Origin of the sequence: Rudanella lutea DSM 19387 (genome assembly GCF_000383955.1) — a bacterium.
Lineage (GTDB): Bacteria > Bacteroidota > Bacteroidia > Cytophagales > Spirosomataceae > Rudanella > Rudanella lutea.
The window spans coordinates 1,893,724-1,919,954 of sequence record NZ_KB913013.1 but is presented as its reverse complement, the minus strand read 5'-3'; the positions used below and the strand labels follow the sequence as shown (position 1 = coordinate 1,919,954).

Sequence of the window (26,231 nt, the reverse complement as noted above, 5' to 3'; positions counted from 1 at the left end):
GACGTCGGGTTGTCGGGCCAAGTTAACCGGAATTACGGACAGAGATGAGCTGTACACTGGATTTGCCGCCCGGCCCGTCAGACCCGGAGGCCTACTTCACAACGGGCGGCCTCCCAGCCGAGCATGGCTTGCTTACGGTCGGGACCCCAGCGGTAGCCGCCAAACAGGCCTGTTTTTTTGATGACCCGATGGCAGGGAATGAGGTAACCGATGGGGTTGCTGCCGATAGCGGTACCCACGGCCCGCGAGGCAGTGGGTTGCCCAATGGCCTCGGCAATTTGATCGTAACTGGCCAGTTGGCCCTCCGGTATTCGCAGCAGGGCTTCCCACACTTTCAACTGAAAGACCGACCCACGCAGCAACACGGGCAGGGGGCGGCTAGGCCCTGAATAACCGGCGTTGAGGGCAGGGAAAATAAGCGAGGCCAGTGCCTGTACGGCTGCCGGATGGTGCTGCCAGGTGGCCTCAGGCCAGGTAGTTTGGAGCCGGAGAAGCGGATCGTCGGCCGGATCGAGGAACTGTAAAACGGTAATTTTCTCTTCGAACGCGCCGAGCACATACGTACCAAATGGGCTTTCAAAAAGGCCATACTGCATGGTAAGTCCGGCTCCACCCTGCTTGAACTGACCCGGCGTGACGCCTTCAATCGAAACAAACAGATCGTGCAGGCGCCCCGTGCCCGACAGGCCCGCGTCCTGAGCTGCGGCCGTGAGCGGGGCACCCTGCCGGAGCCGCTCTTTGGCGTATTCGAGGGTGAGGTACTGGCTGAATTTTTTGGGGCTCACACCCGCCCATTCGCTGAAAAGCCGCTGAAAGTGAAACGCGCTGACGTTGGCCTGCTCGGCCAGTTCGCCCAGGGTTGGCTGATCCCGAAACGTTCGGTTCAGGTGTTCGATGGCGCGGGCAATCTGCTCGTACGTATATGCGTTGTTCGGGTTCATCAGGAGGTGTTGTTTAATCACTTCAAAGGTCGTCAGCCTGGCTACGACGATCAACCCGATTCTTGCGGAAAAAAGTGAGGAAGGGAGGAAAGGGAAAAAGGAGGAAGGGGAGGAATACTTTGTCCCTTGTCCCTTCCTCCTCATTTCTTATTCCCCAATCGCCTGATACACCAGTACCTTAAACTTGTCGGTGAGGTCGCCGAAGGAGTTGGGTACTTTTTGGGTGTATATCAGGGCAACTACCCCTTCTTTGGGGTCGCCCCAGTAGGTAGTGCCGAAGTAGCCACCCCAGTCGAACGACCCTTCCGAAATGGGCATCCGGGCGGCTCCTTTCTCGGTGGTCAGGGCGAACCCAAGGCCAAACTTGCCCGTGCCCACGTTCAGGTCACCGATTTGGTTGCTCAGGGCCATGCGGATGGTGGTGGGACTCAGAATCCGTTTGCCGTTGTACGTGCCGCCGTTCATGACCATTTGCAGGAAAATAGCATAGTCGAGGAGGGTTGATGACAGGCCCGCTCCGCCCGAGTAAAAACCGCCCGCTTGTTTGGGGTAGTCGGCGCTTTGACCATTACGAGCCGGGTACGGAATCGTTTTCTTATCGGCATCTTCGGTGTAGAGGGTGGTCAGGCGGTTGTGTTTGGATGCAGGCAGGTAAAAAAACGTGTCGTTCATGCCAAGGGGCTCAAACAGCCGGGCACGCAGAAAGGCATCGAGCGATTGCCCCGACACGACCTCAATAAGCCGCCCCAGTACGTCGATGCTCAGGCTGTAAATCCAACGCTCGCCGGGCTGACTCAGCAGGGGCAACTTCGCCAACCGATCGACCGCTTCGGCCAGGTTAGCGTTGGGGGTGCCGATACCGCTCGGAATCGAATATTTAGCGTAGATAGCGTTGGCCTCTTTGCTGCCAATTTGCGGGTAGCCAATGCCCGAAGTGTGCGTGAGCAGGTGCCGGATGGTAATCTCGCGCCGGGCCGGAACGGTGGTGAACGAGGTGTCTTTCTCGTTGAATTTATCCAGCACCGGCGTCGATTTAAAAGCCGGAATGTATTTCGAAACAGGGTCGTCGAGCAGGAGCTTACCTTCTTCCAGCAGAATAAGTACCCCCATGCTCGTAATGGCTTTGGTTTGAGAGGCAATTCGGAAGATGGCGTCGCGCCGAAGCGGGGTTTTCTGGGCCAGATTGTCGTAGCCGTAGGCCTTGTGGTGCACGATTTTTCCGTGGCGGGCAATCAGCACCGCCACCCCGGCCTGTTTGCCTTCGTCGATGTATTGTTGTACCACTCGGTCGAGCCGCTGGAGCCGTTCGGCACTCATGCCGACGGTTTCAGGACGGGCCTCCTGCAACACCGGAGCAAGTGGTTTCTGGGCCGAAACGGTTAATTGCAGGTAAAGAAAAAGAAGGGTAAAAACAGAGCGCATAAGCGGGTTGTGTTAAGGAGAAACAGGGGAGTGAAACTACGGACGTTACCTAAAAACAGGGACCCTGACATCGAATTTTTTGGGCGTACTTCTCGTTACATGCATGTACCAAACTAAACGCATGGCTTCTTCCCTAATTTATTTAGTCGACGACGATGAGGACGACCGGTTTTTTGCAAAGTTGACGTTTCAACAGCATTTTTCCGAGACCGAACTGGTTTGTTTCGAAGACGGAGAAGAACTTCTGCTGCATATTGAGCAGCACCCCGATACCGCCCTGCCCGAATTGGTATTAGTGGACCTTAATATGCCGCGCATGAATGGCTTCGATACGCTGAAGGCGCTCAAAGAGCACGCGGCCTGGAAGCAGGTGCCCGTGGCTATCTTGACTACCTCAAGCGATGTGCACGATCAGGAACGGAGCAAAGCGCTCGGGGCCTGTGCCTTTCTGACCAAGCCCGCTACCTACGAAATGTTGGCGCAGACCATCAAGTCGGGGCAGATTATTTGTGGCGATTAATCCGTACTAATTGACCTCATGTCAATGCGGTTAGCTCGGTTTTTAACCGGGCTTTTTTTGTGATCGTCGACTCGATCCGACCACAAAAAAAGCCTCCGGGAGGCCGGAAGCTTTCTGAACGAGAGACGAATAACGTCTTATTTTTTAAAACCGGTGATGCCCAGCACTTTTTTAACAATCGTGCCCGACTGATCTTTCTCCGAGCTGGTGGTCAGGGCAAATTTGGTTCCGTCGGCAAACTCACCGTTGCCCTGATAGGGGGCATCGATGGTGGTTACGCCCACGGTGATTTGCTCCGATTTTTTGTCGATAATCTTAAACTTGCTGCCGTCGAGTTCGGCGGTCAGTTTTTCGGTGTATTCAAACTGCTTGCCCTTGTTGTACAGGAACGTCATGGTCAGCTCTTTGGGAGCTGCGGCTTTACCCACGGTGATTGTAACCGTACCCGAAGGCCGCTCCGATACAATAGAACCAATAAATACCTGCCCGGTGTAGCCACCGTTGTCGTAAACACCTACGTACTGATCGCGGGGATCAACCTCGGCTTCGTTTTTGCCACCTAACTGCTTGCAGGAAGTCAAAAAGCCCAGAAACAAGGCGAAAAACAGGAACGAACGTTTCATGGTTTGCGAAAGAATAATGCTGGTGAATTTGGGATGTCAAGCCGGTTAAACAACGTTAGTATTCAACCAAACGTATGTGGCGCAAGAAGTATGCCAAAAAAAGAAGCCCCGCCATTCGGCGGGGCTTCTTGCTGGTCAGGTAGTTAATGCCTAATAAAAATTAGTTCCGTTTGCTGATTTCATCGCGGATTTTGGCGGCCCGTTCGTACTCTTCGCTGCCGAGGGCTTCGTCGAGCATCTTCTGGAGTTCGTCCACGGTCATGTCTTTCAGTTGCTCGCCAAAAGCGCGGGGTTGCCGGCTCGACGAACGCACCACTTCCTGTTGTTCTTCGTCTTCTTCATCGGCCGCGCTGGTAGTGATACCGGCTTCCGAAAGCACCGCTTCGTAGGTGAAAATAGGCACCCCGAACCGGATACCGATGGCAATGGCATCGGACGGGCGCGCGTCGACAACCGTTTCCCGGACGCCGTCGGAGCAAACAATCCGGGCGAAGAATATACCTTCGCGCAAATCGGAGATCACGATTTCCCGAACCGTAAACTTAAACTTCTCCGCAAACTGCTTGAAGAGGTCATGGGTCATGGGCCGGTTGGGCACAATCTTCTCAATTTCTATAGCTATTGCCTGGGCTTCGAACATGCCAATGATAATCGGCAGCCGGCGATTTCCGTACTCTTCGCCAAGTACCAGGGCAAACGAACCCGCCTGCGACTGGCTGGGCGATAAACCTAATATTTCTAACTTAATTTTTTCCACGGCGCGAATTTACCTGTTTGTCTGTTTGCTTGTTTGTCTGGGGGTTTCTTTCTGTAGTGAAAGCGCACCTGACAAACCAAAACGGCTCTCAAGACCGGACGGGCAGGGGCTTATCAGATAACTACAATACCCATAGGGGAGTTCACGCCCATTCGTTCATTTTTGGCCCGTATTGTAAGGTTATGGCCTGTGGGTTACCCCTTTACTCAGCCCCAGCCCAACCACCGATTAATGTCGTGAGCAGGCAAGCCCCAGGTTGGCAAATAGACAAAAAAATAGCCAGTGGCCTTGCGGGCACTGGCTATTTCAGTAAAACGGTTCGTTCGTCGGGCCTTTACAGGGCCTGAACAGCCTTTGTCAGGCGAGGGAGTACCTCAAACACATCGCCTACAATACCGTAATCGGCCGATTTGAAGAACGGGGCTTCGGGGTCTTTGTTAATCACCACAATCACCTTCGACGAGTTGACCCCCGCCAGGTGCTGAATGGCGCCCGAAATACCGGCGGCAATGTACAGGTTCGGGCTTACTTTGATACCCGTTTGGCCCACGTGCTCGTGGTGGGGCCGCCAGTCGAGATCCGATACCGGTTTCGAGCAGGCTGTCGCTGCACCCAGGGCTTTGGCCAGGTCTTCTACAATAGCCCAGTTTTCAGGGCCTTTCAAGCCACGACCTGCCGACACCACCAGGTCGGCTTCGGGCAGGAGAACATCGCCCGTCGCTTTTTCGGTATGCGTCACTTTCAGACCAAAATCGCCATCGTTCAGGGCGGGGCTGAATGCGTCGACCGAAGCCGTTGCGTCGGTCTCTTCGGGCGTGATGGTATTTTTCTTGATGGCCAGAATCTTGGTCTCGGCCGTCAGCTCGGTTTCGGCAAAAGCCTTACCCGTGTAGATGCTGCGCTTCACACGGAAGCTACCGCCGAGCTGAGGCAGGTCGATGACGTTAGCCGCCAGACCTGCTTTGAGTTTACCCGCCAACCGGGCCGCCATGGCATCGGCCAGCGACGATTTGGCCAGCACGATTACCTTGGCGCCTTCCTGCTGAGCGGCCGCAGCCACCACCGACGCATAAGCCATACCGTTGGGTTCGTTCAGTTTGCCATCGGCAGCGTGCAGCACTTTGGTAGCCCCAAACCGACCCGCCGTAGCGAGTTCGGTACTGTCGGCCTGCCCAAGTACAACAGCCGTAGCCGCTGTTCCCATCATACCGGCCACCTTAGCGCCGTAGAATATAGCCTCCTGTGAGGACTTCTTGATTTTACCTTCGTCTAACTCGACAAAAATGAGGACTGACATGGTTCAGTTAACAGTTAGCAACGAACAACTCCTTTAACTGTTCGTTGATAGTTGTTCGTTGTTCATTGAATTAAATGACTTTCGCTTCGGTACGGAGCAGTTGAATGAGTGTTTCGGCCTGATCGGCGGGGATCATTTTGACAGCCCCACGCGGAGCGGGCAATTCGTAGCTAACCACCTGGGTCAGGGTTTCGCGGCTGCTCGGTTCTACCACCTTCAGGGGCTTGGTACGGGCGGTCATGATGCCGCGCATGTTCGGGATTTTCCACTCGGCAATTGGCTCCTGGCAACCCAAAACAAGCGGCAGGCTCGCTTCGAGGTCTTCTTTGCCGCCCTCGATCTCGCGGGTCATTTTGGCGGTAGTTCCCGAGATGTCGAGCTTCATCACCGGCGAAATCGACGGAATGCCGAGCATTTCGGCCACGATACCGTGTACCTGCCCGCCGTTGTAATCAATCGATTCGCGACCCATCAGAATCAGGTCGTAGTTGTTTTCTTTGGCGATGGCCGCAATCTGCTCGGCTACGAAATACGCGTCGACGGGGTCGGCATTGACCCGGATGGCGTCGTCGGCACCGATAGCCAGACACTTCCGAATAACGGGCTCCGCGTCGGCTTCGCCCACGTTGAGCACCGTAACCGATGCGCCGGTTTGTTCCTTCAGTTCAACGGCCCGCGCCAGGGCGTAGTCGTCATAGGGGCCGGTGATAAACTGCACACCTGCTTTGTTGAGCTTGGTGTTGTTGTCAGTGAAGGTAATCTTGGTCGTCGTGTCGGGCACGCTCGTCACGCACACTAAGATTTTCATAAAAATTCAGTTTACAGTTGACAGTTTAGTGTTTTCAGTTTTCAGTGAGCCCGCAGTCGTAAAAACGAACCGTAAACAGCAAACTGTAAACCGAAAACGTCAATTTCGCGGGGCTAATTTACAAACCTCTTTCAAAAACAGTATGCATGCATACTAATTTTTTGTGCAAATGAATACCGAACGAATCCAACAATTGCTCCAGTTCGTACAGGATGAACCCCACGAACCCTTTAATGTTTACGCGCTGGCTATGGAGTACCTGAGCACCAACCCCGGTCAGGCCCAGCATTATTTCGAAAAACTCCTCAACGAACATCCGCAGTATTTGCCCACGTATTACCATGCCGCACAGCTCTACGCCGACCTCGGCGACCGAACCAAGGCGGCCATGTATTATGATTTTGGGTTGCAACTGGCGCGTCAGCAGGGAAACCAGAAAACTTTCGACGAGCTCCAGCGGGCGTACCGTGCCTTTCAGGACGACGAAGAGTAGTGACCGTTTTTGTCTTTTTTATTCGTTCGTACGGGGTTGATTCTCAGCGGTTGGTCGGGCGTTGAGCCTGAATTATGGTAACCGGAAAAATCCAGACGTAAACCGGGCGCGTACTTATGACAGGTACCGCCCGAACCGTTCAGGCCCGCCGGTGCCGCTTAAAATCGCAAGAACAGTATGGAAAAGACAAAAACAGATCGGCCCGAACAGGCGGTAGATCGGCGGTTGTTTCTGCGGTATGCAGGGGTGACCATAGCGACAGGGGCAGTGCTGCTCGAATCGTGTGTTGACAAGGATTACATGACCACGCCCATTTCGGCGGCTACGGTTGATCTGGGTTCGGGCGACGTCGGGATTCTGAATTATGCGTATGCGCTGGAGCAGCTCGAAGCCGCTTTTTACACGCAGGTAATTGCTACGCCGTACTCGGGTATTACCGATGCCGAGCGTAGCCTGCTCACCGAAATCCGGGACCACGAAATTATTCACCGCGACTTTTTCAAGGCGGCTCTGGGCAACAATGCCATCGCCAGCCTCGAAGTTAACTTCTCGGCTATCAACTTTGCTGATCGGGCCAGTGTACTCAATGCGGCCAAGACCTTCGAAGATCTGGGCGTGGCGGCTTACAACGGCGCGGGTAAGCTGATCAAAGACGTGAACTACCTCTTGCTGGCGGGCAAGATTGTGTCGGTCGAAGCACGGCACGCAGCCGCTATTCGGTCGTTGTTGAGCCCCAAAACAACCAGTTTCGCGGGCGACGACGTGGTAACGCCCGCTACGGGCCTCGATCCGGCGAGTGCACCCTCGGTGGTGTTGCCGCTGGCGCAACCCTTTGTTCGTACAACTATCACGGCTAACAATCTGCCCAAGTAAACCAGGCTGACCCCATGAACTTATTCAAATTATTTCAGGATATCGAAGCCGTAGATGGCGATGCCACCGAGCGGTTGGGTTATTATTCACGGCGGAGCCTGCTGAGACTGGGCTCAAAAGCCCTCACTGTGTCGGCACCGGCCGTTATGGCCAGTGTACTCAACGAGGCCTACGCACAGTCGTCGTCGGTGCAGGATGTGCTCAACTACGCCCTCACGCTGGAGTACCTCGAAGACGATTACTACCAGAAAGGCAATGCCGCTGCTAACCTGATTCCGGCGGCCGACAAAGCCATCTTTACCCAGATCGGTAAGCACGAAACAGCCCACGTAGCGCTGCTTCGCGGGGCCCTGGGCTCGGCGGCCGTTGCCAAACCGGCGTTTAAATACCCGGCGGCCACGTTTACCGATTACCAAACGTTTTTGTTGCTGGCGCAGGCTTTTGAAGATACCGGGGTGCGGGCTTACAAAGGTCAGGCGGGTAATCTGCTGGGTATGGACGTGCTCACGACTGCGCTGCAAATTCACTCGGTCGAAGCGCGGCACGCATCGGAAGTTCGCCGGTTGCGGGGCCTGCGGGGCTGGGTATCGGCTACCGACGAGGCACCGGCTCCGGTGTATGCGGGCGAGGCCGTAACAAGCCAGGCCGGTGTTGATCTGGTAGCCCTGACGGGCAAGAGTGCCGACCGGGTTCGCGAAGCGTTCGACGAGCCTCTCGACCGCGCGGCCGTGCTGGCTATTGCGCAGCCGTACCTGTAATAAACAATCGTATCAATCGGCGTATGCAAACGGGCGAGCGGATTTCTCCGCTCGCCCGTTTGCATACAGGCCTACCTTGAAATGTGGTTAAAATATGGGCTTTGTTAGCTGGCGGATCTTTGAGTTTGAGCTTAATTTACAGGATGTTACCTGAGGTTGATCGGCTTGCCAGGCCGTCTCTATATTAGCCGGTTATCATGCGAGTGGGGCTTTCGTTGTACCTTTGGCCCTTCATTTTTAGTATCCCATTTACTCGTACTTGTGCCCCATGACTTCATCACAATTGCCACCGGCCTTTCGGCATCCGTATTCGTTTGCTCCGGCTTACCGTAAATCGGTCGCTTACTTTTCCATGGAATTTGCCGTTGATCAGGCCCTGAAAGTGTACTCAGGCGGGCTTGGTTTTCTGGCGGGTTCGCACATGAAAAGTGCTTTCGACGAGCGTCAGAATCTGATCGGGATCGGGATGCTGTGGAAATATGGGTATTACGATCAGATTCGCCGGACGGACAATGCCATGGATGTTCAGTTTCGGGAGAAAATCTACGGGTTTCTGCAAAATACCGGTGTTCGGTTTACGATCGACATTGCCGGTCGGCCGGTTTGGGTAGAGGCTTATTACTTAGACCCGAAGCATTTCAACACGGTGCCGATGTTTTTTCTGACGACCGACGTCGCCGGAAACGATACCGACGCCCGGAGTATTTCGTACCGATTGTACGATGCCGATTCGGCCCTGAAAGTGTCGCAGTGCATGGTGCTGGGCTTAGGCGGAGCCAAATTCCTGGATCAGATCAATTATGCCCCTGAGGTGTATCACCTCAACGAAGCCCACGCGTTGTCGGCGGCTTTTCATCTGTATCAGACGTTGGGCAGCGTAGAGGCCGTACGCGGGCGGATGGTGTTTACAACCCACACGCCCGAAGAGGCTGGCAACGAAAAACATGATATTGGGTTTCTGCAACGGCTGGGCTTTTTTGGTGGCTTACCACTGGAACGGGTACGGCAAATAGCGGGAGTCGACGATAGTATTTTCAACCACTCGCTGGTGGCCCTTCGCCTGAGCCGCAAAGCCAACGGGGTTTCGAAACTGCACGGTGAGGTATCGCGCCGGATGTGGGGTTCGTACGCGGGCATCTGCGAGATTACACACGTGACCAACGCGCAGAATCATGGCTACTGGGCCGATACCCAGCTGGATGCCGCTCGGTCTGCCGCCGACAGCCGGACGCTGGCGGCCCGCAAAAAGGCCATGAAGCAGCCCCTGTTCAACATCATTGCCGATCAGGTCGGTAAGCTGTTCGATCCCGCTATACTGACCATTGTGTGGGCCCGTCGGTTTGCGGGGTATAAGCGCCCAGACTTGCTCACGCAGGATGGTGAGCGTTTCCGGCGGCTTATGAACAACCGCGATTATCCGGTGCAGATGGTTTGGGCCGGTAAGCCGTACCCGTTCGATGAGGGGGCCGTGCGGACATTCAATCACCTGTATTATCTGAGCCACCTGTACCCGCGTATGGCTGTGCTGACGGGCTACGAACTGGCGCTCTCTAAAGCGTTGAAAGACGGAGCCGATGTGTGGATGAATACGCCCATTGTTCCGCGCGAAGCCTCGGGTACGAGCGGAATGACGGCCGCCATGAACGGTGCTATTAACCTGTCGACAAACGACGGCTGGATCTGTGAGTTTGCCAAACCGGATGGCCCCGATCAGAACGCATTTATTGTACCCACGCCAGGCGATGCGGATTTTCGGAACCCCGATACGCACGACCGCGAGCACCTGTACCGGCTGCTGGAAGAAGATATTCTGCCGATGTATTACGACCGACCCGAAGCCTGGCGCGCACTTCAGCTTCGGAGTATGGCCGATGTCAACGCGTATTTCACCTCGGCCCGCATGGCACGGGAGTACTACGAGCGGGTGTATTAGGTCAGTTAGCTGGTTTTTAGTTTATCGTTTTTGGTTCATCGTTTTTGGCGGCTGGCTTCCCGTTTTTCACGTAACTTGATTCCGGGCAAACACGCTATCAATCAGCACAACCACAAACCACAAACCACAAACGACAAACTAAAAACCAGAAACCCTTACCGCCCCAAATGCTTCCCGGCAATGTAGCCTGTGGTCCAGGCATTCTGGAAATTGAAACCGCCCGTAATACCGTCTACGTCGATTACTTCGCCCGCGAAAAACAGACCGGGGTGGGTGGTGCTTTCCAGTGTTTGCGGATTCAGGCTACCCGTGGCAATGCCCCCGCAGGTTACAAATTCATCCTTAAACGTGCTTTTGCCGCTGACGGCAAACTGACTGTTGGTTAGTTTTTCGACGAGCCGGTTCTGGGCTTTACCCGGCAGTTCGCTCCAGCGGGTAACCTCCGTGACGCCCGCTTCGGCACAAAAAGCATCCCACAGCCGACCGGGTAACCCAAACGGGTTTTGGGAGGTAACCAGCTTTTTGGGATGCTGCTGCCGGAACAGGGTAAAGCCGTCGCGGATTTGGGCCTCGGTGCGGTCGCCAAGCCATTGAATGCGGAGCGTAAACCGGTAGTCGACACCGGCGAGGTCGCGGGCAGCCCAGGCCGAGAGCCGCAGAATAGCCGGGCCACTAAATCCCCAGTGCGTAATGAGCAGGGGACCGCTTTGGCGTTGGTTCGTACCCTGCACACTCACCAGCGCGTTGGGCACCGACACGCCCGCCAGAGCCAGCAGGGGATTGTCGGGTGTGTTGAAGGTAAACAGTGAGGGTACCGGCGACACCAGCGCGTCGGGCTCGGTTACGGGCGGTAGCCAGCCGTACGACGGGCTTTGCGGATACCCGCCCACGGCCACCAGCACGCGGTCGGCAGTGAGGGTTTCGCCGGTTTGGAGTTGCAGCGTCCAGTGCCCCTCGGCCGGTGTGAGGGCCGCAATGCCGCAGCTTGTACGTACCCGAACGCCCAGCCGGTCGGCGGTGCGGGTCAGGCAGTGGATGATCGTTTCGGACGAGTCGGTGGTGGGAAACATGCGCCCGTCGGCCTCAGTTTTGAGGGTTACCCCCCGCGACTCGAACCAACGCACGGTGGCCTGCGCATCGAACTGATTGAGCAAGGGCCGCAACCAGCGTTCGCCCCGTGGGTAATGCTTTATAAACTGCCGGTTGTCGAAACAGGCGTGGGTGACATTGCAGCGCCCCCCGCCCGAAACCCGTACCTTGCCCAATACCTGCCGGCTTTTCTCGTAGATCGTGACCGTCGCATCGGGGTAGGTTTCGGCTGCGGTAATGGCCCCGAAGAACCCGGCCGCGCCCCCGCCGATCACGGCAATGCGTAATGAAGACATACCCGCCTAACAGTCATACCCGGTTCCGGGTTTCATTCGTACACGAAGCCCCAAAACCACAACCCTGCTTACCTTTGTACTATGTTTTTTCGTTCTAACAAATCGCACTATCGGCGGTCCGGTGTTTATCAGCGTGGGTTCCGACTGCGTGGTAACTCGCTTGTTTTACTGTTTTTCTTTTTCATGGTGGGGTTGTTTCTGCACTACGGTGGCCGCACCAGACCACTCGTGGCCTTCTGGAACGATCTCAAAAGTATAGTCGGTATCGGGCCGTCGTCGGACCGGGCGGAGAAAGAACACAACCCCTACAAAGCGCCCGAGCCGGTTGAGGATGTCGCTTCCGATGAGGCTTCAGACGAAAATAGTGCCTCGGATGAGGGTAGCGCGAGCGACGAGCGGACGGCCGACGAGAGTACCCCCGACGAACAGGCGAGCCAATCGGGTAACCGGCGGTTCGATTTTGAGAAGAAACCCGATTTTATTCTGCCTGCCTTTACGTCGTCCGACGAGATTGTGCGGCACGATGGCTACATTCTTCGGTACCGCGATCAGTACGAACAGGCCGATTGGGTGGCCTATCCGCTGCTGGCGTTTGAAACCACGGGCGATGCGGAGCGCGATTACGAGCGATTCCAACCCGATCCGCTCGTGGAAAGCGGCACGGCATACCCCACCGACTATACGCGCTCGGGCTACGACCGGGGGCACCTGGCACCGGCTGGCGATTTTAAGTTTTCGCAACGGCTCACCCGCGAGTCGTTTTACATGAGCAACGTGAGTCCGCAGGCTCCACAGTTCAACCGGGGTATCTGGAAAGAGCTGGAAGATCAGGTGCGTACCTGGGCCCGGCGCGACCGGGGGGTGTACGTGGTGACCGGGCCCGTGCTGAAGCCGGGTCTGGAAACAATCGGGAAAAAGGTGGAAGTTGCTGTGCCTGAGCAGTTTTATAAAGTGATTTTGTACTGCAACAACCCCGACATCCGGATGATTGGGTTTCTGATGAACAATGAGCCTTCCAACGAGCCCCTCCGGTCGTTTGTGGTGCCTGTGGACCAGATTGAGCGGCTCACCGGCATCGATTTCTTTCCGTTTATCCCCGATGATCTGGAACGCCGACTGGAAAGCAGCCGCAAACCGGACGAATGGTTTAGGTATTAGGTGTAATCAAGCAGAACTGAATGTATAATGAATAGTGTAAAATGCATAATGAAATCGCTGATTGCCAGTAGCTAATCAAGCTATTTGTTATGCATTCTTCAGTACTGGACATTAGATGTTGGACATTAGACCTACCTACAGAATGGTAGTAAGTCTAACGTCCAGTGTCTGAAGTCCGAATGTCCAGTACTGAAATGCATTCTACATTCTACATTGTTCACTTAATTCGTTGTCTGGCGGATTTTGGCGGCTCGCTGGGCCGGAAACCACGAGGTAAGGGCCGTAATACCGAGTACAATCAGGGCTGTGATCCAAAGGTCGGTTGTATCGACCCGGACCGGGTAAGCGTCGATGATAGACGAGGTGGTGCCAACGCCCACAAGCCCGTACCGTTCCTGTAACCAGCACAGCCCAACGCCCAGCACTAAGCCCGTAACAGCCCCAGAAAGCGAGATGATGGCCCCCTCGGTGAGGAATACCCGCCGAATAAGACCTGGTGTAGCACCGAGTGCCAGGAGGGTACGGATGTCGTTTTTCTTTTCGATGACGAGCATCGAGAGCGAGAAGAAAATATTGACCGACGCAATCAGGATAATAAACGAAAGCGTAAGGCCCACGGTCAGCTTTTCGATGTTGATGGCCCGGTACAGGTCTACATTCAGGTCGTCGCGGTCGCGTACCAGGAGTTTATCGCCGGCCAGCGTTTGTACGGCAGCCTTGGCCGCTGCCAGATCGGTGCCGGGTTTCAATTGCAGCTCAATACTCGTCAGCTCGTTGGGGCCGTAGCCCACCAGTTCGCGCACAACGGGCAGGGGGGCAATCACAAAATCACCGTACTGCTGGGCGTCTACAAAAAACACCCCCGACACCGTCAGGGCCTGCGTCGAAAAGGCGTTTTCGCTCAGTAAGTTGAGCGTTCGGCTACCACTCTGATTTTGCGGGTACAGCAGTTCGAGCGGGGTCAGAATGTCCTGCGTCACAATGCTCAGGTCGTTGCGGATGCCTTCGGCCACAATGGCGTAGTTGATGCCGTTGGTCTGGAGCCGAAACCGCCCGTCGACGAGGGCCGAGTCGAGCTGCGAACGTTGCAAATAGTTGTTGGCCACGCCTTTTACGGTCACTACGGTTTGCGCGCCGTTGTACCGGGCGAGGGCATTGTCCTGAATGACGGGCGTAACCAGGTCGGCGCCGGGTGTGCGACCGAGGGCCGTGAGTAGGGTGGGGGGAGCCTCAAAGCGTTTGCCTTGCCGGGGCGAAATGGTCAGGTCGGCCTCTACCGAGCGAAACAAGGTTCGGTTAAGCTCTTCCATGCCGTTGAATACCGACAGCACCACCACAAGCGCCATCGTACCAACGCCTACCCCGATAATAGACAGGATGGAGAGCCAGCCGATGAAGCCGCGTTTTTTACGTGTGAAAAAGTACCGGCGGGCAATAAAGAAGGGCAGATTCATTGTGGAATGAGTGAATGAGTGAAAGAGTGAAAGAGCGAAACAGGTACTTAGCACCACTCTTTCGCTCATTCACTCTCTCACTCATTAATTTTCTTCGTCCTCGTCTTCGGGTGCGGGCGGAATGTCGAGACCGGCAAAAAGCTTGTCCATTTTTTCGGCATACTCGGCCGTATCGTCCACGAAGAAATTCAATTCGGGCACAATGCGGAGCTGATGCCGCACGCGCTCGCCCAGCGACTGCCGGATTGCGCGGCTTTTCTCCCGAATATCGTCGAGGAGCATCTCCTTATTTTTAGTGCCCAAGAAGCTCAGGTACACGCGGGCCACGCTCAGGTCGGGCGAGACCCGTACGTTGGTCACCGTAATAAAGGCCCCGTTGAAGAAGTGAGGCAGTTCGCGCTGAAAAATCTCGCCGAGGTCTTTCTGCAACTGCCGGGCCACCTTTTGTTGTCGTTTCGATTCCATGTGTATGCAAATATCCGTACCTTTTTTCAGATAGCCGAAATGCGCCGTAACTTCGCATCAGTGAACAGTGAACAGCGAGCCGCCAACAGTGTTTAACGTGGGGCCGTTTTCTGGGTTAGCTGATCGCCCATTATTGCTCGCCAATATGCTGAGTTTTTTCCGAACGTACGCACCGTATCAGTACATCAGCCTGATGGTGCTGCTGCTTATTATCCGAATTCCTTTTCTGATTTCGCCCCTGCCCTTGCTCATTCCAGAGCTGAACTGGATGCTCGTGGGCGAACAAATGAGTCAGGGGTATTTGCTGTACCGCGACATCTGGGACAGTGTGAGCCCGCTGTCGGCCCTGGTGTACCGGGTGCTGCACGCGTTGTTTGGGCGGTCGCAGGGGGCTTTGCACGCTATGGCAACGGTGGTGTCGGTGTTTCAGATCGTGTACTTCAACTACGTCATGAACAACCGCGATGTGTACCCCGACCGTAATTTCTGGCCGGGCCTGCTCTACGCCCTGTTTCTGCACCTTTCGTTCGACTGCCTGACGCTCTCGCCCGTGTTACTCTCAACTTCGTTTTTGTTGCTGGCTTTCGGTACGCTCATCAAGCAACTCGAACGTCAGGGCGTAACCGACGAAGTCTTTGAAGTAGGTATTTACGTGGGTTTGGCGGCCTTGTGTTATCTACCCTCGGCGGTGTTTATTATCTGGGCGTCGGCCTCGCTGCTGCTCTTTACGGGGGCTACCTTCCGGCAGCATTCGCTTACCTTGTTTGGGTTTGCGTTTCCGGTGGCCGTCACGGTCCTTTTTTATTACCTCAACGACAGTCTCGACGATTTTAACCGTAACCTGCTGGCGTCGGTATTTCGGGTTCGGCAATACGCCCTGTCCGACTACCGGGCCTTGATCGTGTCGCTGATTGTGCCGCTCGGAATTGGGGTTTTGGGCTTTTTTAGCCTGTTCAACTCGCCCAACCGGTACGTCAACTTTCAGCAACGGTGCCAGCAAATCATGCTTTTCTGGGCGTTTGCGGCCGTGCTGACCATTGCGCTCATGCCGTTTATTGCGCCTATGGGCTTCCTGATTTTTGTGCCGCCCATGGCGTTCTTCGCCGTGCTGTACTTCATGAACGTCCGCAAGGCGTGGCTGGCCGAACTGACGTTTACCGGCCTGGTTGCCCTGATGCTGGGCATCTTTTATCAGGGGGCCCTGGGTATTCTTCCGGGCATTAATGTGGGGCGGCTCGACAAGCTACAGGTGAAGCCTTCGCCTTTGCCCGGCGACATTCGTAACCAGAAACTGCTGGTGATTGGCGAAGATCTGAGTGCGTACTGGCAAAACCGCCCCGCTACCCCGTACCTCAACTGGGACCTGGCCAAGTACGACCTCCGCAACCTCGACAACTACGAGGCTGTGGTGAATGTGTACGCTCATTTCCGCGAAGACCCGCCTACGTACATCATCGACCGCGAAAATGTGGTCGAAAAACTCTTTCAACGGGCTCCGGCTTTAGGGGCTATGTACCGCCCGACGGGTACGCCGGGCGTGTATCAGCGTCGGTAACCAAACTTACGCGCAGGCCATTTTCTGTACCCGGCGCTCGTGGCGGCCGCCTTCAAACTCGGTTTCGAGAAACAACCGAACGCATTCGAGAGCATCGTCGAGCGAGATAAACCGTTCGGGCAGGCAAAGTACGTTGGCGTTGTTGTGCTGCCGGGTGAGGGCCGCAATTTCGGGTTTCCAGACCAAAGCCGCCCGGACACCCTGATGCTTGTTGGCCGTCATGGAAACGCCCTGCCCACTGCCACAAATCAGAATGCCCCAGTCGGCACGGTGCTCTTCCACGGCCGAGGCTACGGGGTGCGCAAAATCGGCGTAATCGGCCGAATCGGTCGAATACGTGCCGAAATCTTCCACGGTGTAGCCACCATCGGTCAGGTGTTGACGAATCGCTTCTTTGTAGGTGAAACCAGCATGGTCGGCTCCGATGGCAATGCGCAGGCTCATTGACTAAACAGTTTGGTAGGAATTGAACAAATTTTAGGCAAAAATACGTTATTGCATTCCTGCCTTTAGCAAAATGTCTTCCGAAAAAAGGCATTTCGTCGTTGGAAGAGGATAGCTGATGGACACCGGCTGCGCTTAAGCCCTGATAAAGAAGCCGGTACGTTCAGGGCAGGGAAACACAACCTTAAAATACATGTTAACGACATGGTGGGCTACTGCTCACCCGCTGCATCAACCAAGCGTATGAACACAGAAACGAAAGAAACGGTACAGCGCTCCGAAGTACAGAGCACGACCCAGATTCAGAAAGATTTACCCAAACGTGACGAACTCCTCCTTACACCCGACGAACAACGGATCAAAGAAGCGTTTCAGGATCGGAACTGGAATGAAATCAAAACGGCCGATTCGTGGGTAATTTTTAAAGTAATGGCCGAGTTTGTCGAAGGGTTCGATAAACTGTCGAAGATTGGCCCCTGCGTTTCGATTTTCGGATCGGCCCGCACCAAGCCCGACAACCCGTACTACAAAATGGCCGAAGAAATTGCCGCCAAACTGGTACGGCATGGCTACGGCGTCATTACGGGCGGTGGCCCCGGTATCATGGAAGCCGGTAACAAAGGGGCTTTCGAGCAGGGCGGAAAATCGGTGGGTTTGAACATCCAGCTGCCTTTTGAGCAACACAGCAATATTTATATCGACGCCGACAAGAGTATCGATTTCGATTTCTTCTTTGTTCGGAAAGTGATGTTTGTCAAGTACGCGCAGGGCTTTATTGTCATGCCGGGTGGTATGGGTACGCTCGACGAACTGTTTGAGGCTATCACCCTGATTCAGACCAAGAAGATTGCCCGCTTCCCGATTGTGCTGGTGGGCCGGACGTACTGGCAGGGCCTTATCGACTGGATTGAGGGCGTAATGCTGGGCGAGGAAAACAACATCAACCCCGAAGACATGAAGCTGATCCGGTTGGTAGATACCCCAACCGAAGCCGTGAAGGTGATTGATGAGTTTTACTCGAAATACCTGCTCAAGCCTAATTTTTAATAGGGCAGAAGGCAGAAAGGAACAGGGAGAAGGGAGCGCTCGTGCAATCCCTTCTCCCTGTTTTTGTAATGCCTAGGGGCAGGCGTATTCGTAATCAATAACCCCCACACCGTAAGGGTCATTTTCAACCAGCCACTGCGGGTTCAACGCCTTACCGTTGGCGATACGCCGTTTGACCAACCCCCGCTTGTCATAGCTATACTGGTAGGTGCGCTGGTAGACCGGTCCGTCGTCAAAGGCACTCGATAGCCGCATTTCCCACACTTCCTTTGTAGGTAGGTTACGGCTATCTGCTCCTGCGTATTGATAAAGGAGGGGTATATTGTGCCGCGTGAGATTATACTCGTAGCGATGATACTGATAGTCGACAGGTATCCATTGTCCTCCCTGGTGACTCCAGGAAGCAAACAGCACTTGTTCAGTGCGGTTACCGTTGAGATAGCTAGCGTAGTTAGAAGGCCGTTCAAGACTGCTGCTAACTAGCTGCCCGGCTTCATTGTAGACATACTGCGATTGACCATCTGGGGTGTAATAAGTTAATAATCCCGCCTTATTAAGCCGAAGGGTGTCTGTCTTAATGAAAACTTGATTAGTGACCTTGTTATAATTTTTCATAACCTGAATAAGCTGGCGATCACCATAGGCAAAGTTGATGATGCGATAGGAGCCGTTGGGATTCTGATTGTTCTCCTCAGTGATTCGGCCCTGTTGGTCATAGCTGTAGGTAGTCGTAGTCGCCAAAGAAACTCTCACCTGTCGGCCATCATCGAGCGTGAGCTGCTCGGAATCAACTTCCTTACTATTGGATATTGGAGCGACACGATTCTTGTAAATGGTACGCACAATCTTACAACCTTCGGGCGGCAAGGGAAGGGTCGTTGGCTGCTCAATCTGGGGGGGGCGGCAGTAGCTGAGTAACCCACTCAGATAGAGCAGATAGAGGGTTATGCGGACAAAAGCCCGACGGGGTGTGGTTCGTTTCATGGCAGGTTCTTTCAGGGTGAATGCGCGCCACAAAGGTGTTCGACGGGCGTGTTCAAAACAATAACCCCTTGGGGTTAATCTGGGGTTAGTCGAGCAGCCGCAACAGCCTGCGGAGGTCTGATTTACCCCGTAACCCTAACTTTCTGAGTACATTTTTGCGGTGACACTTGGCTGTTTCCTCTTTGATGCCAAGAGCCTGGGCAATCTCTTTGTTGGTCATTTCCTGGGCGGCTAACCGTAGCACCCGGTGTTCGCGAAGTGTGATTTTTGACCTGATTTGGTCAGCGGTACTCGTATCGAGGGGGGGGGGGCGTGGTTTTGTTGGGCATGGGGTGTGTATTGTGTCTGGAATGGTTGCGCTATATACTAATCATCCATCAAATAAACAAGTATGGGTTGCCCGAAATAGGGCAGTAGGGAGAAAGGGGAGAAGGGAAGGCACCTGCCTTCCCTTCTCCCCTTTCTCCCTACTGCCTAAAATTCCAGATACGGCCCTCGCAACGGCAGTTAGCGTTGGAGGACTACTTTGCCGCTGTTGACCCGGTTGCCCGCCTGTAATCGGACCACATACACCCCGGCAGGCTGACGGCTCAGGTCTACGGACTCTTCCTGCATCCGGCCTGTTCCTGATACGGGTTGGGCCTGTAGCGTCTGACCCGACAGGTTTACTACCGACAGGGTGCCCGCCTGTTTGTCGGTCAGCGTAAAGCGTACCACCACCCGGCCCGTTGTTGGATTAGGGCTAATGAGCAGACCCTGCGTAGTTTCGGGTTCGTCGTGGGCCAACGCCAACCGGCCATTACTGCAGGCACTGGTAAAGTTTGTACTTACTTCGGGGTTGCCCGCCTGCCGTGCCCACAAGGTGAAGGTGGTTCCGTTGCGTTGCCAGCTCGGAATGGTCAGGGGGTTGGTGCTCCAGTCCTGCAACCCGATGGCCCTGTACTCAACGGGGTTGGCATTAGCCCCGCTCAGGCTCATAGTAACCACGCCGTTGCTGCAATTGAGCTGAACACCCGTGATGGCAAACGAGGTAGGCGGAGGGGGTGGGGGTGTAGTTGTGCCGGTGCCGGCTCCGCCAGCGTTGATACACAGGCGGTCGAAGGTAAAGTTCCCCTGCCCACTACCCTCAATACGGATGGTATTGGTGCCCGCATTTAGAGCCAGGGTTTGGCTCGCTTCGGGGCCGGGCGTCCAGGAGGCCGTTCCGGCGGGGCGCATGGGCTGTACGGCCCCGCCGTTTACGCGCAGGTTGATGCCAGCCTGGGCATCGCCGGAGGCATAGCGTATGGTGAAGGTATAATTGCCTGCCGAAGGAATGTTGGTAAAGGTGTACTCCATAAACTCGCTGCTGTTGCCGAATCCGCCCACAATGGCTCCGTTGGGGGTGCGGTTGCCCCCGCTGTTTTCGTTACCTGCTTTGCATTGGTTGGTGGTGGTAGTAGGGGGCGGAGTGTAGCCTGTATCGTCAACGATGACATAAGGAAAATCTACTGCCTGAGTGAGTATAGGCAGGCCATTGCTATTCTGGAGGACGACTTGATAAGTTCCAGAAGTCTGTACAGCACTTTTGGCAAAAACTTCCGTCTTGCTGGTTCCTGAACCATACCTGGCTACCTCACTTGGAGTGGCAATCGATTGTGTTTGGGCAATAGGCGTATTCAGATCGAAGGAGTATCGGCCTGATACCCACCTATAATCAGCAAAGCCTGAAGGTGCTGTTAATTCGGCGCCATTCTCGCTGATTTCAAGTTCGCGAGGTTCGGTGCCCAAATCTTGTAGGGTGACAGGGAGTAATCGGTTGTTTCGGCAGATGTCTTTTAAGGCAGATGACCAGCGGTCTGCTATAATTTGTGTACCGGCTGAATTAAAATGTACTGGCCAATCCGCACCGAACAGAATCCGATAAGTTGAAAGCAGATCATCTGTATTTGTCATTTGATACAATCCGGGTAGGCCAATAGCAGAAATCAGTTGCCCATCACGCACTATCTGGGATGATACTCCACCGTTGTCTAAGTCACGGCGTGAAGGGTTAGCACCTATGTAAGAAGTCTGGGAGATAACCCAGGGGACTTCTTTACCCGGAACCTCCGTACGGGATTTTTGAATGACAGCTCTCAGTTTAGCTGCATATTCGGCACTATTTCTGACCCACAACTTTTCGTTCGGTTCATTGGCTGCGTTGGTCGGAGGAAGTACTTGATTCCGAAGTCTGTTAAATAGAGGTCTGTCAGCCCATCCATCTTTATACAAGGGGTCTTCTTTTTGGACAAGAGCTTTTGTGTCCGATTCGCCCTGCATCCATAGGACTGCCCGAACACCGTAGGTACTGGTGTACAGGCGTAGCATATTACCGAAAAAACCATAAGGAGACCCTGCAATGAAACGGTCGGCAGTTGGTGATTGAATATTAGTAGGAGTATATTGACCCGATGCAAGAGCATCAGGATTGGTAGAAGTAGCCCATTGGGTAATGGTTGTGTCCCCAAAGGCCGCATTGAAGAAAGCGACCGGAACCCCGCAATCCTGTGCCAGTTGACCACCCACTGAGGCCCAATACCATAAGCTTCGCCCACGTGGCCCAATCTGGGTTGCCTGTTTGGTAGAGGTAAGTTGTTTAACTCGTTTGTAATCGTTCGGATAATCCCGCCAGTCTTGTGGTGGGTCTGCTTCATTGATCACACGCACAGCATCCATACGCCATTGGTCGGTGTTTGGGGGTAGCACAAAAGACCCTGTGTCTCCAAACTCACGGTGCCCGCCTTCGGCGTTTGATTGCCCGGCTATAATAAATACTTCGCCTATCCCTACTTTTAAGGAACTGGTAAAGGTTCCCGGGCCAAACGGAAGCCCCGACACTCTTTGGGCTGTAATTGTGAGCCGATATCAGCCTTTAGGAACGTTTACTTCCTGAGCAAAGGTTGTTCGACGTTGTCGCAAAGGGAACCGAATAGGGGTATCTGCAGTGGGTTGTCCGTTTACCAAATCCAGTTTTTGAAGCTCTCCGATCAGAATATAAACGGTACCTAACAAAAACGACCTGGAATTGAAATCTCCGCGTATGATGATGCGCCCTGAGCCCTGCGCATTTTGCTGATAGACCGCTCCATCAAGAGGTTGGCTAATGGTTAATCGCTGGGCTTTGCCTGGCCTTACTACAAAAGCCAATAAAAAAACTGTAAAGTACAGGAGATGCTTTTTCATGGAAAGATGGTTGTGTTAACGGTAATGACAATACATTCCCAACCCTGGCCTTCAGGGGAAGAGAAATAAAAAATGCGCATGTTTTTGTAATGCCTAGGGGCAGGCGTATTCGTAATCAATAACCCCCACACCGTAAGAGTCCTCTTCCATTAACCACTGCGGGTTCAACGCCTTACCGTTGGCGATACGCCGTTTGACCAACCCCCGCTTGTCATAGCTATACTGGAAGGTACGCTGGTAAACCGGTCCATCAGCGAAGCTGCTCGATAGCCGCATCTCCCTCACTTCTTTTGTGGGCAGGTTGTGGGAGGTTGCCCCTAAGAACTGGCGAGGTTCGGGCAGGTTGGGCCGGGCAAGGTCATGTTCATACCGAATTAATTGGTAGTCGGTAGGTATCCATTGCCCGTTTTGCTGCACCCAGGTGGCAAAGCGTGTTTGCTCGGTGAGGTTCCCGTTGAGGTATCGATTTAGAATGGCAGGCCGATCCGGGCTGCTGCTCACCATCTGACCTTCTGCATTGTAGACGTACTGCGATTGACCGACGGGGGTATAGTAAGTTAGTAAACCATCTGAGTTGAGCGGTAAAAAGGTTGTATCCTGACGAACTAGTGTCTTCTGGCTATCGTAGCTCTTTATGAGCATGGTAAGCTGACGATCTCCGTAAATGAAGCTGATGACTCGAGAGGAGCCGCTAGGTCCCTTATCGGTCTCCTCTGTGATTCGGCCCTGTTGATCATAGTGATAAGTGGTTATGTATTCCAAGGAAACGCGTACCTGTCGTCCATCATCGAGCGTGACTTGTTCGGGGTCAGCTATTTTTAAATTTAACTTGTAGGCTCCTTGTGTTTTATAAATGGTACGCACAATCTTACAACCTTCGGGGGGCAAGGGGATGGTGGTTGGCTGCTCAATCTGGGGGGGGCGGCAGTAGCTGAGTAACCCGCTCAGAGCAAGCAGATAGAGGGTTATGCCGACAAAAGCCCGACGGGGTGTGGTACGTTTCATGGCAGGTTTTTTCAGGGTGAATGCGCGCTACAAAGGTGCTCGACGGGCGTGTTCAAAACAATAACCCCTTGGGGTTAATCTGGGGTTAATTTGGGGTTGGTCGAGCAGTCGCAACAGCCTGCGGAGGTCTGATTTACCCCGTAACCCTAACGTTCTGAGTACACCCTGGTTTCGGCAGCAGTACCGGTATTGCGCTTGCGGAGAAACGGAAGGCACGTGCCCCCCTTTCTCCCAGCTCCTTCTGCCTTCTGCCTAAAATTCCAGATACGGCCCCAGCTTTTCGAGGAGCCGGGCGTCGAGAATCCGAATGGGCCGCAGCGATTCGAGCGAGGTGAAGGCTCCGTGCTGCTGCCGGTACGCAATGATAATTTCGGATTGCCGACGCGACAGGTAGGGGAGTCGGTCCAGGTCTTCGGCCGACGCGCTGTTGATCCGAATCCGCCGAACTGCCGACTGTACCCGGGCGTACTTCTGCAACTCGCTCAGGGCCAGTGAGTCGATGTTGAAAATCTCGGCAAACTGCTCCGGGGAAGCAAAGCCACCGAGCGCATCCCGAAACTTCAGAATCTGACGGGCCCGCCCTGACCCGATTCCTTTCAGTTTCTTGAGGTCGTTGGTATCGGCCGTATTGATGTCGAACACCTGCGGGGGGGCGGGCTTCTCAAAACGCGGCCGGGTCGGCTCGTTGGCGGCTATGGCCTCGGTGGGCCGGTTGAGGTTGCCGGGTAGGGTGTTTGGCCCGGCCGGGGCACTGCGTTCGGGCAACTGCACGTAGGGTTCAAGCTGCTCGTAGAGGTCGGGCGGGAAATCGTAAATTTTAAGGAGGTCTTCTTTTCGGCGAAACTGCCCGCCTTTGCGCCGGTACTTGTCGATGCGCTCGGCCATGTATTTGGGTAGCCCCAGTTGTTGCCAGCCCGCAATACTCACCGTGTTGGGGTCGAAGCGGAAGAGTTTGGGCTCATGAAACTGCTCGGCCGTGGTTCGTTCGTTATCGGGTTTACCGTAGCGGTTTCCGTACCGGCTACGGCGTTCGGCTTCGTCGGCCAATTCCTGGGTGCGCATTATCGAAACCAGACTGTCGAGCTTGCGGGCGTCAGCGGCTGAGGTGTCGCGCTGAGGTTCGGGTATGAGCCATCGGTACAGAAACGGCGTCAGCAAGGCCAGCAAACCAATGAGCAGCACAACCATAAAGCCGTTGGCTTCACGCTGTGAGAAACCAAAATGATCGCGCACGCGGGCAATAAGGCGTTTGAACATAGCTTAGTTACGGTTCGGTTACTTACGCGCAACTTAGGCTATAATCGGGGTATAGTCAATGGGTAGTGTGTGTTCGGTGACACGTAAGGTTGGACTCGTTTCGATAAACCACTGACAGCAACCTCCGTTGTGGGGTCTTTGACCACTGTCAGGGTTTTACCAAACGGCCGCGACCGTTTAAGCGGAAGGAGGCTGTTTTGGGGCGTCGAATAGGGGTAAACTGAAATTAACCGGCTTGTAAAATAGCTGCTTATCGACAATCACTTATTTTTGCGGCCACTATGAATGCAACGACTGCTTCGGCGACCGGCGCTCCGGCGACCTCCCTTCAGGATATTATCGCACATGCGAAAGAATACGGATTCGTTTTCCCCTCTTCCGAAATCTACGACGGCCTTCAGGCGGTATACGACTACGGGCAGAACGGGGTCGAACTGAAAAACAACCTTAAAACGGTGTGGTGGAAGGCCATGACCCAACTTCATGATGAAGTAGTAGGTATCGACGCGGCCATTTTCATGCACCCGCTCACGTGGAAGGCTTCTGGCCACGTTGACTCGTTCAACGACCCGATGATCGACAACCGCGATTCCAAGAAACGCTACCGCGCCGATCAGCTGCTCGAAGGCAAGGCCGAAGCGTATGCCAACGCGGGCGATGAAGCCCGGGCGCAGGCACTGCTCAACGAAATGGGTCGGTTGCTGGGCGAAAACGACCTCGATGGGGTGCGCAACCTGATTATTGCCGAGGGGATCAAGTGCCCTATTTCGGGTACCGACAACTGGACCGAAGTGCGTCAGTTTAACCTGATGTTTTCGACGCAGGTGGGCTCGGTGGCCGAAGATGCCAGCACCATCTACCTCCGCCCCGAAACCGCGCAGGGTATTTTCGTGAACTTCCTGAATGTGCAGAAAACCGGCCGGATGAAGGTTCCGTTTGGTATTGCGCAGATAGGTAAGGCATTCCGCAATGAGATTGTAGCCCGTCAGTTCACGTTCCGGATGCGGGAGTTTGAGCAGATGGAGATGCAGTACTTTGTGCGCCCTGGCACCGAAATGGAGTGGTACAATAGCTGGAAACAAACCCGGTTGGCGTTCCACAAGGCGGTGGGCTTACCGGCCGAAAAACTCAAATACCACGATCACGAGAAGCTGGCACACTACGCCAACGCGGCTGTGGATATTGAGTACCAATTCCCGTTTGGCTTCCGCGAAATCGAGGGTATCCACTCCCGCACCGACTTCGATCTGAAAGCCCATCAGGAGCTGAGCAAGAAGAAACAACAGTATTTCGACAACGACATTGACCCGGCTACGGGCAAGCCATACGGCAACTACATTCCGTACGTGGTGGAAACCTCCGTTGGGGCCGACCGGCTGTTCCTGGCCGTGTTCTGCAACGCCTTCACCAAAGAAGTGGTTGGCGAGGGCGAGCAACAGAAAGAGCGGACGTACCTGAAACTGCATCCGGCGCTCGCGCCCGTGAAAGCGGCCGTGTTCCCACTTGTGCGGAAAGATGGCCTGCCCGAAAAAGCGGAGCAGATTGTGAAGGCCCTGCGGTCGGAGTTCCGGGTGATCATGGAAGAGCGCGACGCCATCGGCAAGCGTTATACCCGTCAGGACCTGATTGGCACGCCGTTCTGTATTGCCGTCGACTACCAGACGCTCGAAGACGACACCGTTACGATTCGTCACCGCGACACTATGGAGCAGGAGCGTGTCCCCATCAGCGAACTGAAAGCCAAAATCGGCTACGAGGTTTCGATGGAGCGGATTCTGGAGCAGTTATAGATTTTTTAGCGATGTCATTTCGTTTGGAGAGATGACATCGCTTCTCGAGCATTAGGAG

General features: G+C 54.5%; 25 protein-coding genes and 1 pseudogene. 9 read left to right on the top strand and 17 right to left on the bottom strand.

The genetic code is table 11. The features are described 5' to 3' along the window. Positions 1-77: 77 nt before the first annotated feature. On the bottom strand, positions 78-941 hold the full coding sequence (locus RUDLU_RS0107905; protein WP_019987826.1) for a methylated-DNA--[protein]-cysteine S-methyltransferase: 864 nt from the start codon (positions 939-941) through the stop codon (positions 78-80). 147 nt (positions 942-1,088) lie between these two features. Then, the gene (locus tag RUDLU_RS0107900) at positions 1,089-2,363 is read right to left on the bottom strand and encodes a serine hydrolase domain-containing protein (RefSeq protein ID WP_019987825.1); all 1,275 of its coding nucleotides are present in this window, start codon (positions 2,361-2,363) and stop codon (positions 1,089-1,091) included. A 121-nt stretch (positions 2,364-2,484) separates the two neighbouring features. Here RUDLU_RS0107900 and RUDLU_RS0107895 point away from each other — a divergent pair, with 121 nt between their 5' ends. Beyond that, positions 2,485-2,883: a response regulator gene (locus RUDLU_RS0107895; protein WP_019987824.1), complete on the top strand. Its 399-nt coding sequence runs from the start codon at positions 2,485-2,487 to the stop codon at positions 2,881-2,883. A gap of 137 nt (positions 2,884-3,020) precedes the next feature. Here the strand turns inward: RUDLU_RS0107895 and RUDLU_RS0107890 are convergent, their stop codons facing one another. The 4 genes from RUDLU_RS0107890 to RUDLU_RS0107875 form a co-directional block, all read right to left on the bottom strand. Then, the gene (locus RUDLU_RS0107890; protein WP_019987823.1) at positions 3,021-3,506 is read right to left on the bottom strand and encodes a hypothetical protein; all 486 of its coding nucleotides are present in this window, start codon (positions 3,504-3,506) and stop codon (positions 3,021-3,023) included. A 160-nt stretch (positions 3,507-3,666) separates the two neighbouring features. Next, the gene (locus RUDLU_RS0107885) at positions 3,667-4,263 is read right to left on the bottom strand and encodes a bifunctional nuclease family protein (RefSeq protein WP_019987822.1); all 597 of its coding nucleotides are present in this window, start codon (positions 4,261-4,263) and stop codon (positions 3,667-3,669) included. Positions 4,264-4,597: 334 nt separating this feature from the next. Next, entirely contained in the window at positions 4,598-5,560 is a 963-nt protein-coding gene (locus tag RUDLU_RS0107880; RefSeq protein ID WP_019987821.1) for an electron transfer flavoprotein subunit alpha/FixB family protein, read from the bottom strand. Between the two features lie 70 nt (positions 5,561-5,630). Beyond that, positions 5,631-6,368, bottom strand: a complete 738-nt coding sequence (locus tag RUDLU_RS0107875; RefSeq protein WP_019987820.1) for an electron transfer flavoprotein subunit beta/FixA family protein — start codon at positions 6,366-6,368, stop codon at positions 5,631-5,633. Positions 6,369-6,537: 169 nt separating this feature from the next. On the opposite strand from RUDLU_RS0107875, the gene RUDLU_RS0107870 reads away from it, so the two are divergent. The 4 genes from RUDLU_RS0107870 to glgP all read left to right on the top strand — a co-directional run bounded on the left by RUDLU_RS0107870 (position 6,538) and on the right by glgP (position 10,425). Beyond that, the gene (locus RUDLU_RS0107870; protein ID WP_019987819.1) at positions 6,538-6,861 is read left to right on the top strand and encodes a hypothetical protein; all 324 of its coding nucleotides are present in this window, start codon (positions 6,538-6,540) and stop codon (positions 6,859-6,861) included. A 177-nt stretch (positions 6,862-7,038) separates the two neighbouring features. Further along, positions 7,039-7,734: a ferritin-like domain-containing protein gene (locus RUDLU_RS0107865; protein WP_019987818.1), complete on the top strand. Its 696-nt coding sequence runs from the start codon at positions 7,039-7,041 to the stop codon at positions 7,732-7,734. 14 nt (positions 7,735-7,748) lie between these two features. Next, entirely contained in the window at positions 7,749-8,492 is a 744-nt protein-coding gene (locus RUDLU_RS0107860; protein WP_019987817.1) for a ferritin-like domain-containing protein, read from the top strand. 268 nt (positions 8,493-8,760) lie between these two features. Then, on the top strand, positions 8,761-10,425 hold the full coding sequence (gene glgP / locus RUDLU_RS0107855) for an alpha-glucan family phosphorylase (protein WP_027302865.1): 1,665 nt from the start codon (positions 8,761-8,763) through the stop codon (positions 10,423-10,425). A 155-nt stretch (positions 10,426-10,580) separates the two neighbouring features. Here the strand turns inward: glgP and RUDLU_RS0107850 are convergent, their stop codons facing one another. Next, complete coding sequence (locus RUDLU_RS0107850) at positions 10,581-11,810, bottom strand: BaiN/RdsA family NAD(P)/FAD-dependent oxidoreductase (RefSeq protein ID WP_019987815.1); 1,230 nt, start codon at positions 11,808-11,810, stop codon at positions 10,581-10,583. Positions 11,811-11,891: 81 nt separating this feature from the next. On the opposite strand from RUDLU_RS0107850, the gene RUDLU_RS0107845 reads away from it, so the two are divergent. After that, positions 11,892-12,968, top strand: a complete 1,077-nt coding sequence (locus RUDLU_RS0107845; protein ID WP_019987814.1) for a DNA/RNA non-specific endonuclease — start codon at positions 11,892-11,894, stop codon at positions 12,966-12,968. A 221-nt stretch (positions 12,969-13,189) separates the two neighbouring features. On the opposite strand, the gene RUDLU_RS0107840 is transcribed toward RUDLU_RS0107845, so the two are convergent. Both RUDLU_RS0107840 and rbfA read right to left on the bottom strand, forming a co-directional pair. Next, entirely contained in the window at positions 13,190-14,422 is a 1,233-nt protein-coding gene (locus tag RUDLU_RS0107840) for an ABC transporter permease (protein ID WP_019987813.1), read from the bottom strand. Between the two features lie 84 nt (positions 14,423-14,506). Next, positions 14,507-14,887 (bottom strand): 30S ribosome-binding factor RbfA, encoded by a 381-nt coding sequence (gene rbfA / locus RUDLU_RS0107835; protein WP_019987812.1) that lies wholly within the window; start codon positions 14,885-14,887, stop codon positions 14,507-14,509. Between the two features lie 145 nt (positions 14,888-15,032). Here rbfA and RUDLU_RS0107830 point away from each other — a divergent pair, with 145 nt between their 5' ends. Further along, entirely contained in the window at positions 15,033-16,442 is a 1,410-nt protein-coding gene (locus RUDLU_RS0107830; protein ID WP_027302864.1) for a hypothetical protein, read from the top strand. 6 nt (positions 16,443-16,448) lie between these two features. On the opposite strand, the gene rpiB is transcribed toward RUDLU_RS0107830, so the two are convergent. Beyond that, positions 16,449-16,886, bottom strand: coding sequence for a ribose 5-phosphate isomerase B (rpiB, locus tag RUDLU_RS0107825; RefSeq protein WP_019987810.1), 438 nt, complete (start codon positions 16,884-16,886; stop codon positions 16,449-16,451). A 243-nt stretch (positions 16,887-17,129) separates the two neighbouring features. On the opposite strand from rpiB, the gene RUDLU_RS0107820 reads away from it, so the two are divergent. Continuing rightward, positions 17,130-17,933: an LOG family protein gene (locus RUDLU_RS0107820; RefSeq protein WP_019987809.1), complete on the top strand. Its 804-nt coding sequence runs from the start codon at positions 17,130-17,132 to the stop codon at positions 17,931-17,933. Positions 17,934-18,005: 72 nt separating this feature from the next. Here the strand turns inward: RUDLU_RS0107820 and RUDLU_RS29210 are convergent, their stop codons facing one another. The 7 genes and pseudogenes from RUDLU_RS29210 to RUDLU_RS0107785 form a co-directional block, all read right to left on the bottom strand. Continuing rightward, complete coding sequence (locus tag RUDLU_RS29210) at positions 18,006-18,917, bottom strand: hypothetical protein (RefSeq protein ID WP_019987808.1); 912 nt, start codon at positions 18,915-18,917, stop codon at positions 18,006-18,008. An 85-nt stretch (positions 18,918-19,002) separates the two neighbouring features. Further along, positions 19,003-19,182 (bottom strand): helix-turn-helix domain-containing protein, encoded by a 180-nt coding sequence (locus RUDLU_RS30595; protein WP_262884505.1) that lies wholly within the window; start codon positions 19,180-19,182, stop codon positions 19,003-19,005. 242 nt (positions 19,183-19,424) lie between these two features. Then, complete coding sequence (locus tag RUDLU_RS30275; protein WP_019987806.1) at positions 19,425-20,687, bottom strand: T9SS type A sorting domain-containing protein; 1,263 nt, start codon at positions 20,685-20,687, stop codon at positions 19,425-19,427. A gap of 477 nt (positions 20,688-21,164) precedes the next feature. Continuing rightward, positions 21,165-21,776: pseudogene (locus RUDLU_RS30590) on the bottom strand (sialate O-acetylesterase); the annotation flags it as partial. Positions 21,777-21,803: 27 nt separating this feature from the next. Next, positions 21,804-22,121, bottom strand: a complete 318-nt coding sequence (locus tag RUDLU_RS0107795; protein ID WP_019987804.1) for a hypothetical protein — start codon at positions 22,119-22,121, stop codon at positions 21,804-21,806. Between the two features lie 93 nt (positions 22,122-22,214). Next, a complete protein-coding gene (locus RUDLU_RS0107790; RefSeq protein ID WP_019987803.1) occupies positions 22,215-23,126 on the bottom strand; it encodes a hypothetical protein in 912 nt (303 codons plus the stop codon). A 252-nt stretch (positions 23,127-23,378) separates the two neighbouring features. Continuing rightward, positions 23,379-24,383, bottom strand: coding sequence for a ComEA family DNA-binding protein (locus RUDLU_RS0107785; RefSeq protein ID WP_019987802.1), 1,005 nt, complete (start codon positions 24,381-24,383; stop codon positions 23,379-23,381). Positions 24,384-24,664: 281 nt separating this feature from the next. Here RUDLU_RS0107785 and RUDLU_RS0107780 point away from each other — a divergent pair, with 281 nt between their 5' ends. Beyond that, positions 24,665-26,173, top strand: coding sequence for a glycine--tRNA ligase (locus RUDLU_RS0107780; protein WP_019987801.1), 1,509 nt, complete (start codon positions 24,665-24,667; stop codon positions 26,171-26,173). Positions 26,174-26,231 lie beyond the last annotated feature (58 nt).

What these genes read in the sequence shown, in the direction of transcription:
- RUDLU_RS0107905 (WP_019987826.1), bottom strand. Translation starts at nt 941, where the DNA reads ATGAACCCGAACAACGCATATACGTACGAGCAGATTGCCCGCGCCATC.
- RUDLU_RS0107900 (WP_019987825.1), bottom strand. Translation starts at nt 2,363, where the DNA reads ATGCGCTCTGTTTTTACCCTTCTTTTTCTTTACCTGCAATTAACCGTT.
- RUDLU_RS0107895 (WP_019987824.1), top strand. Translation starts at nt 2,485, where the DNA reads ATGGCTTCTTCCCTAATTTATTTAGTCGACGACGATGAGGACGACCGG.
- RUDLU_RS0107890 (WP_019987823.1), bottom strand. Translation starts at nt 3,506, where the DNA reads ATGAAACGTTCGTTCCTGTTTTTCGCCTTGTTTCTGGGCTTTTTGACT.
- RUDLU_RS0107880 (WP_019987821.1), bottom strand. Translation starts at nt 5,560, where the DNA reads ATGTCAGTCCTCATTTTTGTCGAGTTAGACGAAGGTAAAATCAAGAAG.
- RUDLU_RS0107875 (WP_019987820.1), bottom strand. Translation starts at nt 6,368, where the DNA reads ATGAAAATCTTAGTGTGCGTGACGAGCGTGCCCGACACGACGACCAAG.
- RUDLU_RS0107870 (WP_019987819.1), top strand. Translation starts at nt 6,538, where the DNA reads ATGAATACCGAACGAATCCAACAATTGCTCCAGTTCGTACAGGATGAA.
- RUDLU_RS0107865 (WP_019987818.1), top strand. Translation starts at nt 7,039, where the DNA reads ATGGAAAAGACAAAAACAGATCGGCCCGAACAGGCGGTAGATCGGCGG.
- RUDLU_RS0107860 (WP_019987817.1), top strand. Translation starts at nt 7,749, where the DNA reads ATGAACTTATTCAAATTATTTCAGGATATCGAAGCCGTAGATGGCGAT.
- glgP (WP_027302865.1), top strand. Translation starts at nt 8,761, where the DNA reads ATGACTTCATCACAATTGCCACCGGCCTTTCGGCATCCGTATTCGTTT.
- RUDLU_RS0107850 (WP_019987815.1), bottom strand. Translation starts at nt 11,810, where the DNA reads ATGTCTTCATTACGCATTGCCGTGATCGGCGGGGGCGCGGCCGGGTTC.
- RUDLU_RS0107845 (WP_019987814.1), top strand. Translation starts at nt 11,892, where the DNA reads ATGTTTTTTCGTTCTAACAAATCGCACTATCGGCGGTCCGGTGTTTAT.
- RUDLU_RS0107840 (WP_019987813.1), bottom strand. Translation starts at nt 14,422, where the DNA reads ATGAATCTGCCCTTCTTTATTGCCCGCCGGTACTTTTTCACACGTAAA.
- rbfA (WP_019987812.1), bottom strand. Translation starts at nt 14,887, where the DNA reads ATGGAATCGAAACGACAACAAAAGGTGGCCCGGCAGTTGCAGAAAGAC.
- RUDLU_RS0107830 (WP_027302864.1), top strand. Translation starts at nt 15,033, where the DNA reads ATGCTGAGTTTTTTCCGAACGTACGCACCGTATCAGTACATCAGCCTG.
- rpiB (WP_019987810.1), bottom strand. Translation starts at nt 16,886, where the DNA reads ATGAGCCTGCGCATTGCCATCGGAGCCGACCATGCTGGTTTCACCTAC.
- RUDLU_RS0107820 (WP_019987809.1), top strand. Translation starts at nt 17,130, where the DNA reads ATGAACACAGAAACGAAAGAAACGGTACAGCGCTCCGAAGTACAGAGC.
- RUDLU_RS29210 (WP_019987808.1), bottom strand. Translation starts at nt 18,917, where the DNA reads ATGAAACGAACCACACCCCGTCGGGCTTTTGTCCGCATAACCCTCTAT.
- RUDLU_RS0107795 (WP_019987804.1), bottom strand. Translation starts at nt 22,121, where the DNA reads ATGAAAAAGCATCTCCTGTACTTTACAGTTTTTTTATTGGCTTTTGTA.
- RUDLU_RS0107790 (WP_019987803.1), bottom strand. Translation starts at nt 23,126, where the DNA reads ATGAAACGTACCACACCCCGTCGGGCTTTTGTCGGCATAACCCTCTAT.
- RUDLU_RS0107785 (WP_019987802.1), bottom strand. Translation starts at nt 24,383, where the DNA reads ATGTTCAAACGCCTTATTGCCCGCGTGCGCGATCATTTTGGTTTCTCA.
- RUDLU_RS0107780 (WP_019987801.1), top strand. Translation starts at nt 24,665, where the DNA reads ATGAATGCAACGACTGCTTCGGCGACCGGCGCTCCGGCGACCTCCCTT.